Origin of the sequence: Lactococcus hircilactis (genome assembly GCF_009601015.1) — a bacterium.
In the GTDB taxonomy this organism is placed as follows: domain Bacteria; phylum Bacillota; class Bacilli; order Lactobacillales; family Streptococcaceae; genus Lactococcus; species Lactococcus hircilactis.
Window position 1 is genome coordinate 22,984 of the sequence record NZ_WITJ01000005.1, and the last position, 16,411, is coordinate 39,394.

Here is a 16,411-nt window from a genome sequence, read left to right on the forward strand (position 1 = left end):
CTGCAATAGTTACAGATTTTTTAATCCTCATCCATGGATAAAACAGATAAGAATGCTTCTTGTGGGACTTCAACAGAACCAATCGCTTTCATCCGTTTTTTCCCTGCTTTTTGTTTTTCTAAGAGTTTACGTTTTCTTGAAATATCACCACCATAACATTTGGCAAGAACATTTTTACGTAATGCTTTGATGTCACTTCTTGCCATGACTTTGTTTCCAATCGTGGCTTGAATGGGAACTTCAAATTGTTGGCGCGGAATGAGTTTTTTGAGTTTTTCAACAATTAATCGGCCGCGTTCTTGAGCAAATGCTTTATGTGAAATAAATGATAATGCATCCACCTTGTCCCCATTCAAAAGAATGTCCATTTTGACAAGATCAGATTGGCGGTAATCACTGATTTCGTAGTCAAAGCTGGCATATCCTTTGGTGGAGGATTTGAGTTTATCAAAAAATTCAAAAACGATTTCGCTCAAAGGAATGTGGTATTGAACATTCACACGATTGGAATCTAAATAATCCATTGTAATGAATTCACCGCGTTTGCGTTGGGCAAGTTCCATCACAGCACCGACATAATCGTTTGGTACAAGGATTTCTGCTTTTACAAACGGTTCTTCAATGCGCTCTATTTGTGTGGGATCTGGAAATTCGGATGGATTTGCGACTTCAAGCGTTTCATTTGCAGTTGTTTTGATGTGATAAATGACAGATGGGGCTGTCATGATCAAATCAAGATCAAATTCGCGCTCTAAGCGCTCTTGGATGACATCCATGTGGAGCATTCCTAGAAAACCACACCGAAAACCAAAGCCAAGGGCTTGCGAGGTTTCTGGTTCAAATTGCAAGCTGGCATCATTAAGCTGGAGTCGCTCAAGAGCTTCTCTGAGGTCATTATATTTATTCGATTCTACAGGATAGATTCCTGCAAAAACCATGGGATTCATTTTTTTATATCCTGCAAGTGCCGTTGTTGCTGGATTTTCAAAAAGCGTGATCGTATCTCCAACGCGGGTGTCTTGAACGGTTTTGATGGCGGCAGCAATGTAGCCTACATCTCCTGCCATTAAAACATCGCGACTGACTGCCTTGGGGGTAAAAATTCCAACTTCTGTAACGTCAAACGTTTTTCCGTTACTCATTAACATGATTTTATCGCCGACTTTGACTGCACCTTCCATGAGTCGAACTTGCAAAATTACACCACGGTAAGGATCATAAACAGAATCAAAAATAAGCGCTTCAAGAGGAGCATCTACGTGGCCTTTGGGAGCAGGTACTTTTTTTACGATTTGCTCCAAAATCTCTTCGATACCAATCCCAGCTTTTGCACTCGCAAGAACAGCATCTTTAGCGTCTAGTCCAATGACATCTTCAATTTCTTGTCTAACGACTTCTGGTTGAGCACTTGGCAGATCAATTTTGTTAATGACAGGGAGGATTTCAAGGTCATTATCAAGTGCAAGATAAACATTAGCAAGCGTTTGAGCTTCAATGCCTTGTGCCGCATCAACGACTAAAATTGCACCTTCACATGCTGCTAGAGAACGTGAGACTTCGTATGAAAAATCGACGTGTCCTGGCGTGTCAATCAGATGAAAAATATAGGTTTCTCCATCTTTTGCTAAATAATTCAATTCAATGGCATTTAATTTGATGGTGATGCCACGTTCGCGCTCTAAATCCATACTATCAAGCATCTGTGCTTGCAATTCACGTTTTGAGACGGTTTGGGTTAATTCTAAGATTCGGTCAGCTAACGTTGATTTTCCGTGATCAATATGCGCAATGATTGAGAAATTTCTAATTTTTTCTTTTCGCGCGTTCATTTCTTTAATATTCATTAAAACTTCCTCATTTTACTCGGGGTATTTCATCTATTATAGCACATTTTCTGAGGAATTTTGATCTGTCAGTGCGCTGCCTTTTTTTGTGGGGGATTAGGAGATAAAAAGATGCTGTCAGTACTGACAGCATTCAGAGTGAAAAAAATGTTTCTTTGCTCAAAATTTTCCAATGTAAGATCACTTACAGTCGGCGTTGTGAGATTAAAATTTCATTGTGTTAAAAGTGGTGTTATTTTCAGAAAATTCTTGAGTCATCGTGCCGACTTCTCCAAATTCAACAGTGACATTTTCAGCGGAAAAATCGACGAGGTGAGCACCAAATGTTTTGTCAGTGCTGAGAAAATGAAGGTGAAATCCGTTGCCATATAGGGATTCTAAATGTTTCGGTGACCAAATGCCAACAATCACGCCTTTAATTTGCGTTTTTGTGAAGTGAGGTTGATGCGCTAAAATTTCAAGATACGGCGCGGTATTTTTAGGCGGTTTTGAGCTGATTTCAATCTTGCTAAACTGACCTGAAATGAGGACAGTGTGTGGCACATTTGGAGATGAAATTTTTTCTGTCAGTACTGACAAAAGCGTTTCTTGACTGAGCGTTTGATGTTCTAGGTGGACACTTGCATGATGCTCAACCGTTGCTGCATAAGGCATTGTTTCGTCAGCACTCACCAAACGCACCTGATTTTTGCTATCGCCTTGATAAACATGGCCGTTTAAAATAATGACTTCGCCATCTGCTCCATCTAGCGTACCGATGCCGTAAGCGCCATGGGTCAGCACCTCTTTTGCTGTAATTGTACCTTCATAAAATCCGCCGTACAGCGTGGTATAGGAATTATGTTGGAATATTTTACTTTTTTTCATTTTATCCGCTTTCTTCATTTTTATTGTTTTTCATTATAGCACAAATCAATTTTAAAAATACAAAATTTGACTCATTTTAAAAAAACGGGATTTCTTTTTTTGAGGTCTGCTAAGGAAAAAACAAAACTTTGTTTTGTCTCATTTGCTGTGATATAATATCAACATGACCATTAAAACCTCACTGGCAAAATTCACAGGAAAGTCTGCTCAACTGATCTTGGAAAAATTTTTCAAGCGTGGCTCGACTTTACCAGGCAAAATTGCCTTAAAATTTGATCCAGAAATTTTGTCAGCACTGACAAAAAACTATGAAATCATCGTTGTCACTGGAACGAACGGAAAAACATTAACAACGGCTTTGACCGTCGGCATTCTTGAAAAAGCATTCGGTCATGTTGTGACAAATGAAACCGGTGCAAATATGATCACAGGAATCGTTTCTACTTTTCTAAAAGCAAAAAAAGCATCCAAAAACGAGAAAAAATACGCTGTCCTTGAGATTGATGAAGCCAGTTTGCCACGCATCACTCACTATCTTAAACCTAGTCTTTTTGTATTTACGAATATTTTTCGTGATCAGATGGATCGGTATGGCGAGATTTATACGACGTATGATTTTATTGTTAAAGGAGCCGAGAATGCACCTGAAGCGACAGTTTTACTCAATGGAGACAGTCCGCTTTTTCATTCCAGAACATTAGTGAATCCCGTGAAATATTATGGCTTTGACCATGATCATCATCATGCAAAACGGGCACATTATAATACCGAAGGTGTCTTGTGTCCAAACTGTCATCATATTTTAGAGTACACGTTAAACACCTATGCCAATTTGGGAAATTATCAGTGCCCAAACTGCGATTTTGCCCGTCCAACGCTTGATTATAAGCTGTCAGCACTGACAGAAATCACGAATACGTCATCACAATTTGTCATTGATGACAACAGCTACAAAATCAATGTCGGCGGTCTTTACAATATCTACAATGCCCTCAGTGCTGTTGCTGTTGCTGAGTTTTACGACATTAAACCTGAGGTCATTAAAGCAGGATTTGATGAAAGTAAAGCTGTTTTTGGACGTCAAGAGACGTTCAAAATTGGACAAAAATCAGTTACAATTGTGTTAATCAAAAATCCCGTTGGTGCCAATCAAGCACTTGAGATGATGACACTCGCTCCTTATCCTTTCACGCTCGTGACCTTATTAAACGCGAATTACGCTGACGGAATTGATACCAGCTGGATTTGGGATGCGAATTTTGAACGGATCCAAGAAATGCATATTGATCAGATCTACACTGGCGGTGTCAGACATAGTGAAATGGCGCGACGCTTACGTGTTGCAGGATTTGACGAAAATAAAATCACAGAATATGATACACTTCCATCACTATTAACTGAAATTGAAACAAAAGCAAACGATCATGTTTATCTTCTTGCGACTTATACAGCGATGCTCTCCATGCGCGAATTACTTGCCGAAAAAGGCTATGTCACAAAAGAAATGAAATAAACAATCACCCGTTAAAATATAAAAGGAAAACCATGACCTACACATCCCTCCAATCAACACTCAAAAATCCAGCGTACGCCCTGCGCGTCGCCCATCTTTTTGGTGATCTCATGAATACTTATGGCGACAATGGAAACATTCTCATGCTGAAGTACGTCGGCGAAAAACTCGGCGTCCAAATGACTTTTGATATTGTCTCTTTAGGTGATTCATTCAAGTCTGACGATTACAATCTCGTGTTTTGGGGCGGAGGACAAGATTACGAACAAGGCATCATCTCAGAACATCTTAATTTATTAGACGAACTTCGAGATTATATTGAAGCGGGTAAACCCATGCTTGCAATTTGTGGCGGCTATCAAATGCTCGGTCAATCCTATATTTTAGCGGACGGAACGGCCATTCCATGTACAGGAATTCTTGGACATAAAACCGAAAATCCAGGAAATGATCGGATCATTGGAGATGTTGAAATCTACAACGAAACATTTGACGAAACGTACTACGGTTTTGAAAATCACGGTGGACGAACGACACTTTCTGACGACGAAAAACCGCTCGGAAAGGTGATTTACGGCGGTGGAAATAATGGCGTTTCTGGTGAGGAAGGATTGATTTACAAGAATACCTTTGGTTCTTATTTTCACGGACCATTGCTCTCAAGAAATGCCCGTCTCGCCTATCGTCTTGTCACCTTAGCCCTAAAACAAAAATACGGAAACGAAATTGAACTGCCTCTTTTTGAAACCATTTTAGGAAAAGAAGCTTCTGGGCAGAGCATTACTGATGCCAAAAGAAAAGCCTAACGTTTGTCAGTACTGACAAAAAAGTTGAATGAAAAAATCATTCAACTTTTTTTAATCAATTGCTTTTAACGCGCCCAACATATCGACGTGTTTGAGTTTATAATGAACCATCACACTCAAAAGAAGGGTCGTCGCCATCGTGATTACCGCAGACAAAAGCAAATTCTTCCACGCTAAATTTGGACTGAACATCACAAGATCTGTCGGAAGCATCGTAATAATCACCCGATGGAAATAAGCCCCCAACAAAAATCCTGCAAAAATCCCGAACACACTCAATAAAATCGTCTCTCGATAAATATACAACGTCACCTCGCGATCATAAAACCCAAGCACCTTGATTGTTGAAAGCTCACGAATGCGCTCAGAAACGTTAATATTCGTCAAATTATAAATCACAACCACCGCAAGCAAAATCGCACAAACAATCAAAACCACCATGACCGAATTAATCCCATACAAGAATGACTGAATTGTCGTTTTCAAGTCTGTATTTTTCGAAACCGCAAGCATTGACGGATTTTCCATCAGTTGATAAGCCATACTTTCGACATTTTTATCCGACGGATGCACCAGTTCAATCATTTTCGCATTTGCATCAAACGACGCATGAGCACTTTTTTCATACGCCGAAGCACTCATAAAAACGTAATGTCCCATATACATTTCAGTAATGCCTGTAATGTTCATTTGATACCGTTTGTGGTTCTCATTCTCCAAAGTCAGATGATCTCCCACCCTGACGTGCAATAATTTGGCCAATTTTTCAGAAATTACAGCGCCTTTTCTCCCTAATGTCAACTGTTTTTGAGACGTTCGATTTTGTAAGCTGACAAATTTTGAAAAAGAGGTTTGATCCTTCGGAACAATCATCTGAACGGGTTGTTTCCCATCGGCTGATGCTGTCAGTGATGACAACACTTCAAAATGAATGTCCGCATCTCGCTTAACCTTGCTGTCAGTACTGACAGCATCCAATTTTTTCTCATCCGTTTTAGAAACATGATCTTTTTCCACCGCAATCAAATCATAATGGATAATCGATCCAAATTGGCGCACTGAAAGTCCTGCAATTGAATCACGAATCTCAAATCCCATCACTAACAACGCCGTACATCCAGCTACACCAACGATTGTCATCAGCATTCTTTTTTTATAACGAAACAGATTGCGCGCCGTTACTTTATATGTAAAACTCATTTTTTTCCAAATAAAAGGCACACGTTCCAAAAAAATCCGCGATCCCACTTTTGGCGCTTTCGCCAAAAATAGCCGAGAAGGTCCTTCTCGTAATGTCTCCCGCGTTGTCCAATAGGCTGGAAAAACGCTACACAACAGTGCAATAACAAATGCAACAACCGTCCATTTTAAAGAAAATAACAATTTTAAATCGCTAAATGTCGATGATGCGCTATACGCATTAAAAACGATTTTAGGCAAAATCAAATGTCCCAAAATAGCACCAACAAGCGCGCCTAACGTCGCAGAAACAAAACCATACACCATAAATTTCCGTCGAATTTGTCGATTTGTATAGCCCAATGCTTTTAATAATCCCAAACTTGAGCGTTCTTCCTCCACAAATCGCGTCATCGTAGTCAAACTCACTAACGCCGCGATAGCAAACAAAACCACAGGAAAAATATTTGACAAAGTATCAATTCGCGTAGAATTATCCACGAACGTTTGATATCCTGAATCCGCACTGTTTCGATCATTCACCGTATATACTGGTGCTTTCATCGCACGCAATGTGTTTTTTTGCACCTCCAAATGGGACTGTGCACTGACCAATTGCGCTTTTGCATCATCAAGCGATTTTAAAGCGTCAGTAACCGCCATATTTTGAGTTTCACTTGGATTAATTTTTGACATCGCTTCTTTTTGCGAGTTTAAGCGTTGAATTTGTGCATCTAAACTTTGATTTTTTTCATTCAACGTCGTCTGCGCCTTTTTAAGTTCAGTAAAACCAGATGCTTGAATTTTTTTTAAACGCTGCGAAGCCTGCACATTTAGTACGTTTTCCATTGCTTTTTGATTTTTCAATGCACGTGATTTAAACGCATGATCATAAGGCGAAAGTCCAGACATATCCTTAAAAGATAGCCGTGCAATCATTTTAACGTCAGAAGAAAATTCCCGCGCGCCTACGAACGCATAACCCTTTAGTTGTCCTGTACCAATCAGTGTTTGTCCAAAATTACTTTTATCCACCCATTCACTTGATTTCACAAATCCAACAATTTTAAACGTCTGATTTTTCAAAACATCCGTCGTTTTTTTCTCCTGATTAAGTGTAATTTGCTCACCCAAATGATAGTGTTTGGACAATAAATAATCCAGTGCAATATCCCGCGCTTGTGACGGCATTTTCCCAGACATCAGCTGATAAGTCGATAAATCTCCAGCTTGACTGAAAACGCGCACCGCAGTTTTAGAATGCCCCAAAAGAACATCTTGAAAATAACCAAATTCGGCCTGCTTCACACCATTGACATCTGAAATCACCCTTTGATCAGAAGCATCAAGCCCCATTGTTGATGTCACCGTTAAATCAGCCAATTGATGCGTCTGATAAAATTGCTTTGCCGTTGCTCGCATGTCAGGTCCTGAAACCTTCAACCCAACAAAAGCAAACACGCCCAAAACCATCAAAGAAAAGATCGACAAAAATCGTCCCATTGATCCCGTAATGGCACGCTTAATCTCCTTGTTTAATTGCCGTGTTCGAATTTTTTTCATCGTCCACCTTACCATTCAATCTGCTCAATCGCTTTAGGATGCTCATTTTGAACAACCTTACTTACCTGACCATCATGCATATAAATCACGCGATTTGCTATATCACTGAGTGCAGCATTATGCGTCACTATGATGACCGTCGTGCCATTTTTAAGTGCCCGATCTTGTAATATTTTAAGCACTTGTTTCCCCGTTTGATAATCCAAAGCACCCGTAGGTTCATCGCAAAGTAAAAGTTTAGGATTTTTTGTCACCGCTCTTGCAATTGCAACACGTTGCTGCTCCCCACCTGAGAGCTGAGAAGGAAAATTATCCATTCGATGAGAAAGTCCAACTTGCGCCATCACCTCACGTGCTTCAAGTGCATCCGAAACAATTTCTGATGCCAGCTCCACATTTTCGAGAGCCGTTAAATTATTAATCAAATTATAAAATTGAAAAACAAATCCCACATCATTGCGTCGATAAGTAATTAATTCTTTTTCATTTAATCCTGAAAGCTCAAGTCCATCAACCGTTACCTGACCTTCATCGGAAGTATCCATTCCCCCCAAAATATTTAAAACTGTCGATTTTCCAGCACCAGAAGAACCCAAAACAATCGTCAATTCTCCCTTTTCAATTGAAAAACTAACTCGATCATTCGCGAAAATCACCTGATCTCCTGTTTTATATTTCTTTGATTCATTTTTTACCTCAATAAATGCCATCGCTCCTCCATCTCAACATTACTTTTTCTTACATTTATTATAACATTTTAAATTTTCAAAAACGAAGACAAAGCCTACCTCAAAGAGCGAAAAAAAAAACAGAAATGAAAAGTCAAATCTGTTTATTTTCAGGTTTATTACATTTTTATGGAAATTACCATCCGCCACTTTTGGGAACATTTCCCCAATCTCCACCAAACGCATCACGCACTAACGTATCTGCTAATAAATTTTGGTGGGCGACCGAAAAGTCAGTCGGACTCGTTGCTGTTTCACTACATAGCGCAAGCCATGTACTTTTAGCAAATCCATAGCCACCGATATATTGGAGATTTAGCGAGAGATTAATGTTCATATTCCCCCCCTGTTCAATTGAATTTCGTAACGCGCGCGCTGAATCAATTGAATCAAATCCCGTATATTTCAATCCATAAGGATTGTTGGCTTTTTCTTTTTCGCGCTGCGCTTCTTGCGCTGCTTGAGCCTCTTTTGCTGCTTGATCTGCAGCTGCTTTTTGTGCAGCAAGTGCTGCTGCTTTTTTAGCTTGTTCATTTGCAGCAATGACCGCATTAATGCGATCACTAAACGCAGTGGTATGTGCCACTTCAGAAGTCGGCAATTGCGCAATTTGAGCTTGTGCAGCAGAAATATCAGCATCAAGATGAGTTGCTTCAGCTTTATTTACACTCGCCAAAGTTTGATCATATTGTGAGATAAATTGGTTCAAATGCAATAAACTTGCTTCAACTGGCTCATGAAAATTCGTCCCAGATAATTTAGAAACTTCTTTTGTAATCACATCAACCAATTTAGCAGAACGCGTTTGATAAGCTTGCGTAAATTGTTGATTGATTTTATCATAGAGATTTGACTGAGTCGCAGTTGTGGTATCAGCACTTGCTTTAATACTTTGTGAAAAAGATAAAGTTAATAGCGTTGTTGCTAATACTGCGGTAAGTTTTGATTTAAATTTCAAACAAATAATTCTTTATTTTCGTCTCTGGCAAACATGGCGTGCAGCGGAGTTCTCAATGAAGAAAGATCATTCTTTTGAAAATCCGATGGCGTTTCATGTAGGGTCATCAAGATTACTTGCCGTCTAACATATAAGAACCTGAACTTTGAAAGACGGATTAAACGTAAGGTGGTAAGGCGGTCTCCGTTTACTGCGCCTCATAGTATAATAACATAAATCTCTCTCGTTTTATTTAAATTAAATTAAATATTCCTATCATATATTCTGGTTTCATTACAAAAACATAACATCGTATTCTATTTGTTTGAAAAACAATAAAAAAACCAGAAAACATTATGCGTTTTTCTAGTTTTATTTTTCTTTCTCACTTCCAAAAATCATCAAAAATTGAAATTGGTAAATGACGTTTATGTTGCGTTTTTAAATACCACTGCTCAATTTTTTCTTGTGCTTCTTTTTTAATGACTTTACCTTCTGTATAATCATCAATTTCTTGATATGTCACACCAAGTGCAACCTCATCTGCAAGACCAGGCTTTCCATCTTCAAGATCAGCAGTAGGAACTTTTTCATAAATCGCGGGATTCGCACCAAGTTCAGCCAGTAATTGCTTGCCTTGACGTTTATTCAAACGGAAAATAGGAATTAAATCTGCTCCACCATCTCCAAATTTCGTAAAGAAGCCTGTAATATTTTCAGCTGCGTGATCTGTTCCCAAAACAGCACCTTGATTTCCGCCAGCGACCGCATATTGTGTGATCATGCGTTGTCGTGCTTTGATATTTCCTTTATTGAAATCAGAAACCTTAACTCCTGCTGCTTCTACCGCAGCGACTTGCCCATCAACAGCTGCTTTTATATTAACAACGAGACTTTGATCTGGTTTGATAAACTCAATCGCCCGCTGTGCATCTGCTTCATCTGCTTGTACGCCATAAGGCAAGCGCACGGCAATAAATTGATACGCCTCATTTCCTGTCTCTTGACGCATCTCCTCCATCGTCAATTGGGCTAAACGTCCTACTAAACTTGAATCTTGTCCTCCTGATATCCCCAATACAAAGCTTGTAATGAACGGATATTTTTTAAGATATGATTTCAAAAAATCAATGGTTTTTCGAATTTCTTCTTTTGGATCAATTTCGGGTTTGACACCCAGTTCTTTAATGATTTCTTCTTGTAATTTCATTTTTTCTTCTTTCATGTTAATCATAGATTTTACTCATATAAAATTCATCAATAAACTGTCCATCCACGCACATGGCTTCTTGCCTCACTCCCTCAATCTTAAACCCATTTTTTTGATAGAGTGCAATTGCTTGAGCGTTAGTGACTAATACAGTGAGCTCCAAACGATGAATCCCATTTTCATGCGTCCATGCTTCTAAATGCTCAAAAAGTTGATGCCCAATCCCTCTCCCCTGATAGGCTTTTAAAATCCCAATTACAAGATATGCCGTTTTTTTGAGTCGAAGATAAGCTCCAATTTTTGCACTAAGATAACCAATCAAATCCCCGTCTTCTACTGCACCGATGATAAAATCAACGTGCGCAATCTGACTCACTGCTTTTCCAATTTCATACTTTCGCTCATCTGGTTCATACATCATAAAATGCGTTTCTTGATCTAACTGTTTTTGAAGATTCCAAAACGCTTGTGTTTCGCCAATGTCAATTCTTCTAATTTCCATCCATTCAGTTACAAACTAAATCTGACTTGAAAAAACGAGATTTAATTGCCTTCCTTAATTTAATTTTTGTTGAGAAACTTGTGTTCTCACTTTAGAAATCAAACGCATTTTATGATTCCAAAGGTCTTGCGACAAATCAACAGGATAAGGCTGTGGATTCAAATCTCGTTTGTATTCATCCCAAAGTTCAAATAAATTTTCCTTAGCAAAAGCTTTGATGTCCTGCAAATCAGGCAATGAATAAACCAGTTTTCCTGATTTAAATACATCTACCAACAATGCTTTGGCTTGATAATCTGTCACGTTTTTATTGATATAAGTGTAAGTCGGATGAAACATATAAATTTCATCTGCCAAATCTGGACGTTCACCATCAAACGTAATATAATCCCCTTCTGACTTGCCATCTGAAGCTCGAGTAATGCGCCACACTTGCTTTTTACCTGGAGTTGAGACTTTTTCAGCATTACTAGAGATTTTGATGGTGTCTCGCATCTTGCCTTGTTCATCTTCAATAGAGACCAATTTATAAACAGCCCCTAACGCGGGTTGATCATAAGCTGTAATGAGTTTCGTCCCTACTCCCCAAACATCTATCTTTGCTTTTTGCATCTTCAGACTTAAAATCGTTGATTCATCAAGATCATTTGAAGCGTAAATTTTTGCATCTGTAAATCCTGCATCATCTAGCTGTTGACGCACTTTCTTTGAGATATACGCCATATCACCAGAATCAATCCGCACTCCTTGAAACTGAATCTGATCACCAAATTCTCGCGCCACTTTAATCGCTGCTGGAACTCCACTACTTAAGGTATCATAAGTATCAACTAAAAAAACACAGTTTTTATGCGTCATTGCATACGCTTTAAATCCGTCATAATCATTCCCGTAACTCTGTATTAGTGCGTGAGCATGCGTTCCACTTGCAGGAATTCCAAACATTTTTGCCGCACGAACATTGGAAGTGGCGTCAGCCCCACCAATATAGGCTGCTCGTGTCCCCCAAATCGCAGCATCCATTTCTTGTGCGCGTCTTGTGCCAAATTCTAAAAGTGGATCATCTCCAATCACAGACTTTATTCTGGCAGCTTTTGTCGCAATCAACGTCTGGAAATTAATGATATTTAAAATGGCCGTTTCAACCAATTGACACTCCGCTAATGGTCCTTCAATCTGGACTAGCGGCTCATTTGCAAATGCCAATTGTCCTTCTTTTAGCGCTCTTACCGTTCCTGAAAATTTCAAGTTTTCTAAATAGTTCAAAAAAGCTTCTGGGTAATCTAATTCACGAAGATAATCAATATCTGATTTTGAAAAAGTAAGTTTTTGTAAAAAGTCAACCATTCGCTCAAGTCCAGCAAAAACAGCATAGCCATTTTTAAATGGAAGATCACGAAAAAAAACTTCAAATACAGCATGACGCTTGTGACGCCCGAGTTCAAAGTAGGTTTGCATCATGTTGATTTGGTACAAATCGGTGTGTAATGTAAGACTGTCGTCTTGATAAAGATGTGGCATAATTCCTCCGTGATTCGCTTTTTTCGAACTTCCCTCATTTTCAACACATTTCTAACCTTTATTTTATCAAATTTTCGACTAAATTTGTACTGCGAGCCTATTTATATTTGCTTTTCATTCCTTTTAATTTTGATTCTTCTTCTCAAAGCATTACAAACCCAAAAAAACAGGTCTTTTTTTGTTTTTTCTTGAAAAATGAACAAAGAAAGCATAAAATTAAGGCCATGACGCTTGTCGTCTATAAAACAAAGAAAGTGTTGCTCATGAAAATTTTAGTCACAGGTTTTACTCCTTTTGGAGAAGAAAAAACAAATCCTTCCCAAGATATCGTTTCTGCACTCCCAAAGAGCATCAACGGCGCGCGCATTATCCCACTGATTATTCCAACTGTGCGTTTTAAATCCATTCAAAGGATATGTGAAGTAATTGAAAAAGAAAAACCAGATGTTGTGATTTCAGTTGGTCAGGCAGGGGGACGTTTTTCAATTACTCCTGAACTTGTCGCCATCAATCGTGATGATTATGCAATTTCTGATAATGAAGGAAATCAGCCCATTGATGAAACCATAAGCCTTGATGGTCCTGCAGCTTATTTTACCACCCTTCCGATAAAAGAAATGGTGAAGCAAATTCGCGCCCACCATATCCCAGCAGAGTGCTCAACAACCGCAGGGACATTTGTTTGTAATCATGTTTTCTATGGAATCAGTGATTACATTTATCATCACCACCTTCAAATCAAAAACGGATTTATTCATCTTCCTTTTAGTAGCGTTCAAGCACTCCACCACCCTCATCAGCCCTCTTTATCAATAGATGAAATGCAACGCGGTCTTGAACTTGCCATTTCGTGCTGCACACGTGTGAAGGACTAGCTTTATTATTGCAACATCTCGTGGTAAAATAGAAATAGAAAAAAAGCGATGATAAAAAGGAACAGCGAGATGAATCATAAGAAAAAACAAAAAATAGGTCTTTTAGGTGGTAATTTTAATCCGATCCATCATGCACATTTGATGATGGCAGATCAGGTCGCACAGCAAATGAATTTGGACAAAGTTTTTTTGATGCCTGAAAATATCCCACCACATCAAGATACAAAAACAACGATTTCTCCAAACCATCGCATCAAGATGATTGAACTTGCGCTTTTGGATAATCCACGACTGGAAATTGAGAAGATTGAAATCAAACGCGGTGGAAAATCATTCACTTATGATACATTAAAACTCCTTACCGCCCTTCATCCTGAAAATGACTATTATTTCATTATCGGGAGCGATATGGTTGATTATCTTGAAAAATGGTATAAGATTGATGCATTGATTGAGATGGTTCATTTTGTGGCGATTAAGCGCTATGAACATCAAAAAGAAAGTCCTTATCCTGTTATTTGGTTGGATACTCCTCTTTTACCGATTTCAAGCACGATGATTCGTGAAATGATTGCAAAAAAAATTGAGCCGAATTATCTTCTTCCTAAAGCTGTGCTGGACTATATCCACAGTCATCATCTTTATGAAAAAAAATCTTGACATTGCTTTTTAAAACGACTATAATAGACGTATTCCAAAAAAATCAGGAGGACATCTTACGGAAAATAGAAGAAGACGCCGGCATATCCGAAAACGAAGAGTTACAATTGTTATCACATCATTTCTTGTCATTATTCTTGCGATTACTGGCTTTGGCGTTTTTAAAGTTTATGAAAATGCTAAAGAAAAACCATTTATTACTCAACTTTCAAAACATTTGAATTCACTTTATGTGAATCATGTTTTTCCTTCTCAACTCGCGACAAAAGCTGGAATTGCTAAATTTTCTTCTGAGTTGACCAATGAAAAATCAAAGATTTCCAGTTCAAGTTTTGAGGCATTCAAGAAAAAAATTGCTGTATTAGACTTAAAAATCGACAAGCAAAATGCAATCAATGCTTTATTTGCTTCTCCTGTATTCTCGGGTGAAAAAGTCAGTGCAAGCACTGTAAAAGATACAACTTATCAAAAAAATATTGATGAGGTTTCTTTGAATAAACTTCCAGATGACCGCTTCTTAACACAAGCTAAAAAAGAACTTGATAACGCTCAAACGCAAGTCAAAAAACGAGATCAAGCGCAAGTCAGTTTTCAAAAACTTGTGGATGTCGTCGCACAAAACCCATCGAACAGTCATCTTTTAGATGCACAAAATGTGCTTGATAAACTTCCAGAAGCTGCGAAAGCTAAAGAAACTCAAGCGCTCGTAAATGCCGTTCAAAAATTTTATGCTGGAAAAAAATTAATTGCCCTGACTTTTGATGATGGTCCCGATGCTACGACAACGCCAACTTTACTGAACAGTTTAGAAAAAGATAATGTAAATGTGACTTTCTTTGAGATTGGATCGAGTATTGCTGGAAATGAAGCAATTTTAAAGCGTGAAACCGCTGATGGCGATCAAATTTGCTCGCACACGTGGACTCATCCGCAACTTACAAGTCTTTCATCTGCAGCTGCAAATCTTGAAATCACACGCGCTGCAAACTTGATCACGCAAGTGACAGGACAAGATTGGCCTTTTTATCGTCCGCCTTATGAAGCTGTTAATCAAACCGTCTTGAACAGTGTCAACATGTCTGCAGTAAATTATGATGTGGACACTGAAGATTGGAAGGATTCAACGAGTGCTCCTGTTTATGCAGCTGCGATGGCTGGAGCACATGATGGAGCGATTGTTTTGATGCACGATATTCATCCGTGGAGTGTAGCTGCGGCACCTCAAGTTATTGATAGCTTAAAGGCACAAGGTTATACTTTTGTTACAGTAAGTCAGCTCATTTATGCGCGTTCAGGTGCGATTCAGATCCACCATGATTACTTTGGTTGGTAAGTAGATAAAAAACTCTTTCTAAGAAGAAAGAGTTTTTTTCATTTTGCTAAAGCAAGACCGATGATGACGGCGACGAATCCTAAGCCGTAACTGAGTAAAAAATATTCGGCGAAGTGTTTATAGTCGTGCTTGTCCAGTAAATCAAAAAGTTCAAAATTATAGGTGGAAAATGTCGTTAAACCGCCGCAAAATCCTGTGGCAAAAATTTTATAATTTTCGGATTGATTGCCAAATTTCCCGAAAAAATAACCAATCAACAAAGAACCAATAATATTTACGAGGTAGGTCCCCAGAGGAAATCCGATTTTTTTGAACACGACGCTGAGGTTACTGAAAAGATAGCGCACAATTGCGCCAATACCTGAAGCTAGTCCTACAAGTGCAATTTCTATCATCGTTTGTTTTCTCCTGCTTCGTTTTCTTTGTTTTCAGGACGAAGTTCAGCTTCTTTCAGTCGTACTTCTCCTGCTTCATCTTCGAGTGCTGTTACTGTTGGAAAGGCAACTGCGTGTCGTCCATGATACATTCCCAGCGCTGCCATGGCTAAACCTCCGCCAACTGTCAACAAGACATAAAGGGTTAAAAGCCAATAATGCTGCGTTGTCAGGAGGTTGTCAGAATCCATCATAAAGGAGGAAAATGTTGTAAATGTCCCAATATAGCCCGTACCAAGTGCTAAAATCGTTCGTGCTTTGGCATTTTTTGCCGTCAGATAATTTTTTATCAAAAAAGTAAAACAGTAACATCCGACAAGGTTGATGAGTAAGGTTGAAATTGGAAATTGTCCTAATTTGGGGAGATGGACGTTGAGCTCATAGCGGCTCAAGCCTCCAAGAACACCAAAAATAAACACAATGATGAAATTCATAATTT

Annotated in this window: 15 protein-coding genes; 5 read left to right on the forward strand and 10 right to left on the reverse strand. The window is 38.8% G+C overall.

All coding sequences use genetic code 11. The annotated features are described in order from the left end of the window. Positions 1-20 precede the first annotated feature (20 nt). Together lepA and GHI93_RS04210 are read right to left on the reverse strand one after the other, a co-directional pair. The gene (gene lepA / locus GHI93_RS04205) at positions 21-1,844 is read right to left on the reverse strand and encodes a translation elongation factor 4 (protein ID WP_153495825.1); all 1,824 of its coding nucleotides are present in this window, start codon (positions 1,842-1,844) and stop codon (positions 21-23) included. A 204-nt stretch (positions 1,845-2,048) separates the two neighbouring features. Then, entirely contained in the window at positions 2,049-2,711 is a 663-nt protein-coding gene (locus GHI93_RS04210; RefSeq protein WP_246177019.1) for an acetolactate decarboxylase, read from the reverse strand. Between the two features lie 163 nt (positions 2,712-2,874). Here GHI93_RS04210 and murT point away from each other — a divergent pair, with 163 nt between their 5' ends. Next, a complete protein-coding gene (murT, locus tag GHI93_RS04215; RefSeq protein ID WP_153495827.1) occupies positions 2,875-4,224 on the forward strand; it encodes a lipid II isoglutaminyl synthase subunit MurT in 1,350 nt (449 codons plus the stop codon). A gap of 32 nt (positions 4,225-4,256) precedes the next feature. Continuing rightward, positions 4,257-5,030 carry a lipid II isoglutaminyl synthase subunit GatD gene (gene gatD, locus GHI93_RS04220; protein ID WP_153495828.1) on the forward strand — a complete coding sequence of 258 codons (774 nt, stop codon included), beginning with the start codon at positions 4,257-4,259 and terminating at the stop codon, positions 5,028-5,030. A gap of 51 nt (positions 5,031-5,081) precedes the next feature. Here the strand turns inward: gatD and GHI93_RS04225 are convergent, their stop codons facing one another. The 6 genes from GHI93_RS04225 to GHI93_RS04250 all read right to left on the reverse strand — a co-directional run bounded on the left by GHI93_RS04225 (position 5,082) and on the right by GHI93_RS04250 (position 12,670). Beyond that, on the reverse strand, positions 5,082-7,763 hold the full coding sequence (locus tag GHI93_RS04225; protein WP_343030313.1) for an FtsX-like permease family protein: 2,682 nt from the start codon (positions 7,761-7,763) through the stop codon (positions 5,082-5,084). A 17-nt stretch (positions 7,764-7,780) separates the two neighbouring features. Further along, the gene (locus GHI93_RS04230; protein ID WP_153495830.1) at positions 7,781-8,482 is read right to left on the reverse strand and encodes an ABC transporter ATP-binding protein; all 702 of its coding nucleotides are present in this window, start codon (positions 8,480-8,482) and stop codon (positions 7,781-7,783) included. 154 nt (positions 8,483-8,636) lie between these two features. Further along, positions 8,637-9,458: a hypothetical protein gene (locus GHI93_RS04235; RefSeq protein WP_153495831.1), complete on the reverse strand. Its 822-nt coding sequence runs from the start codon at positions 9,456-9,458 to the stop codon at positions 8,637-8,639. A gap of 364 nt (positions 9,459-9,822) precedes the next feature. After that, complete coding sequence (gene nadE / locus GHI93_RS04240; protein WP_153495956.1) at positions 9,823-10,647, reverse strand: ammonia-dependent NAD(+) synthetase; 825 nt, start codon at positions 10,645-10,647, stop codon at positions 9,823-9,825. Between the two features lie 16 nt (positions 10,648-10,663). Then, positions 10,664-11,149, reverse strand: a complete 486-nt coding sequence (locus tag GHI93_RS04245) for a GNAT family N-acetyltransferase (protein WP_153495832.1) — start codon at positions 11,147-11,149, stop codon at positions 10,664-10,666. A gap of 54 nt (positions 11,150-11,203) precedes the next feature. Continuing rightward, a complete protein-coding gene (locus GHI93_RS04250) occupies positions 11,204-12,670 on the reverse strand; it encodes a nicotinate phosphoribosyltransferase (protein ID WP_153495833.1) in 1,467 nt (488 codons plus the stop codon). Between the two features lie 263 nt (positions 12,671-12,933). Between GHI93_RS04250 and pcp the strand changes: the two genes are divergently transcribed. The 3 genes from pcp to GHI93_RS04265 all read left to right on the forward strand — a co-directional run bounded on the left by pcp (position 12,934) and on the right by GHI93_RS04265 (position 15,538). Continuing rightward, the gene (gene pcp, locus GHI93_RS04255) at positions 12,934-13,545 is read left to right on the forward strand and encodes a pyroglutamyl-peptidase I (RefSeq protein ID WP_153495834.1); all 612 of its coding nucleotides are present in this window, start codon (positions 12,934-12,936) and stop codon (positions 13,543-13,545) included. 69 nt (positions 13,546-13,614) lie between these two features. Continuing rightward, complete coding sequence (locus GHI93_RS04260; protein WP_153495835.1) at positions 13,615-14,205, forward strand: nicotinate-nucleotide adenylyltransferase; 591 nt, start codon at positions 13,615-13,617, stop codon at positions 14,203-14,205. Positions 14,206-14,437: 232 nt separating this feature from the next. Further along, complete coding sequence (locus GHI93_RS04265; protein ID WP_170272386.1) at positions 14,438-15,538, forward strand: polysaccharide deacetylase family protein; 1,101 nt, start codon at positions 14,438-14,440, stop codon at positions 15,536-15,538. 38 nt (positions 15,539-15,576) lie between these two features. Here GHI93_RS04265 and crcB read toward each other — a convergent pair whose 3' ends face one another. Next, positions 15,577-15,933 carry a fluoride efflux transporter CrcB gene (gene crcB, locus GHI93_RS04270; RefSeq protein ID WP_153495837.1) on the reverse strand — a complete coding sequence of 119 codons (357 nt, stop codon included), beginning with the start codon at positions 15,931-15,933 and terminating at the stop codon, positions 15,577-15,579. Next, entirely contained in the window at positions 15,930-16,406 is a 477-nt protein-coding gene (locus tag GHI93_RS04275; RefSeq protein WP_153495838.1) for a CrcB family protein, read from the reverse strand. The genes crcB and GHI93_RS04275 overlap by 4 nt, the downstream gene beginning before the upstream one ends. Positions 16,407-16,411 lie beyond the last annotated feature (5 nt).

Bases quoted from the DNA above. Each gene is read 5' to 3' on its own strand.
- lepA (WP_153495825.1), bottom strand. From the start codon at position 1,844: ATGAATATTAAAGAAATGAACGCGCGAAAAGAAAAAATTAGAAATTTC.
- GHI93_RS04210 (WP_246177019.1), bottom strand. From the start codon at position 2,711: ATGAAAAAAAGTAAAATATTCCAACATAATTCCTATACCACGCTGTAC.
- murT (WP_153495827.1), top strand. From the start codon at position 2,875: ATGACCATTAAAACCTCACTGGCAAAATTCACAGGAAAGTCTGCTCAA.
- gatD (WP_153495828.1), top strand. From the start codon at position 4,257: ATGACCTACACATCCCTCCAATCAACACTCAAAAATCCAGCGTACGCC.
- GHI93_RS04230 (WP_153495830.1), bottom strand. From the start codon at position 8,482: ATGGCATTTATTGAGGTAAAAAATGAATCAAAGAAATATAAAACAGGA.
- nadE (WP_153495956.1), bottom strand. From the start codon at position 10,647: ATGAAATTACAAGAAGAAATCATTAAAGAACTGGGTGTCAAACCCGAA.
- GHI93_RS04245 (WP_153495832.1), bottom strand. From the start codon at position 11,149: ATGGAAATTAGAAGAATTGACATTGGCGAAACACAAGCGTTTTGGAAT.
- GHI93_RS04250 (WP_153495833.1), bottom strand. From the start codon at position 12,670: ATGCCACATCTTTATCAAGACGACAGTCTTACATTACACACCGATTTG.
- pcp (WP_153495834.1), top strand. From the start codon at position 12,934: ATGAAAATTTTAGTCACAGGTTTTACTCCTTTTGGAGAAGAAAAAACA.
- GHI93_RS04260 (WP_153495835.1), top strand. From the start codon at position 13,615: ATGAATCATAAGAAAAAACAAAAAATAGGTCTTTTAGGTGGTAATTTT.
- crcB (WP_153495837.1), bottom strand. From the start codon at position 15,933: ATGATAGAAATTGCACTTGTAGGACTAGCTTCAGGTATTGGCGCAATT.
- GHI93_RS04275 (WP_153495838.1), bottom strand. From the start codon at position 16,406: ATGAATTTCATCATTGTGTTTATTTTTGGTGTTCTTGGAGGCTTGAGC.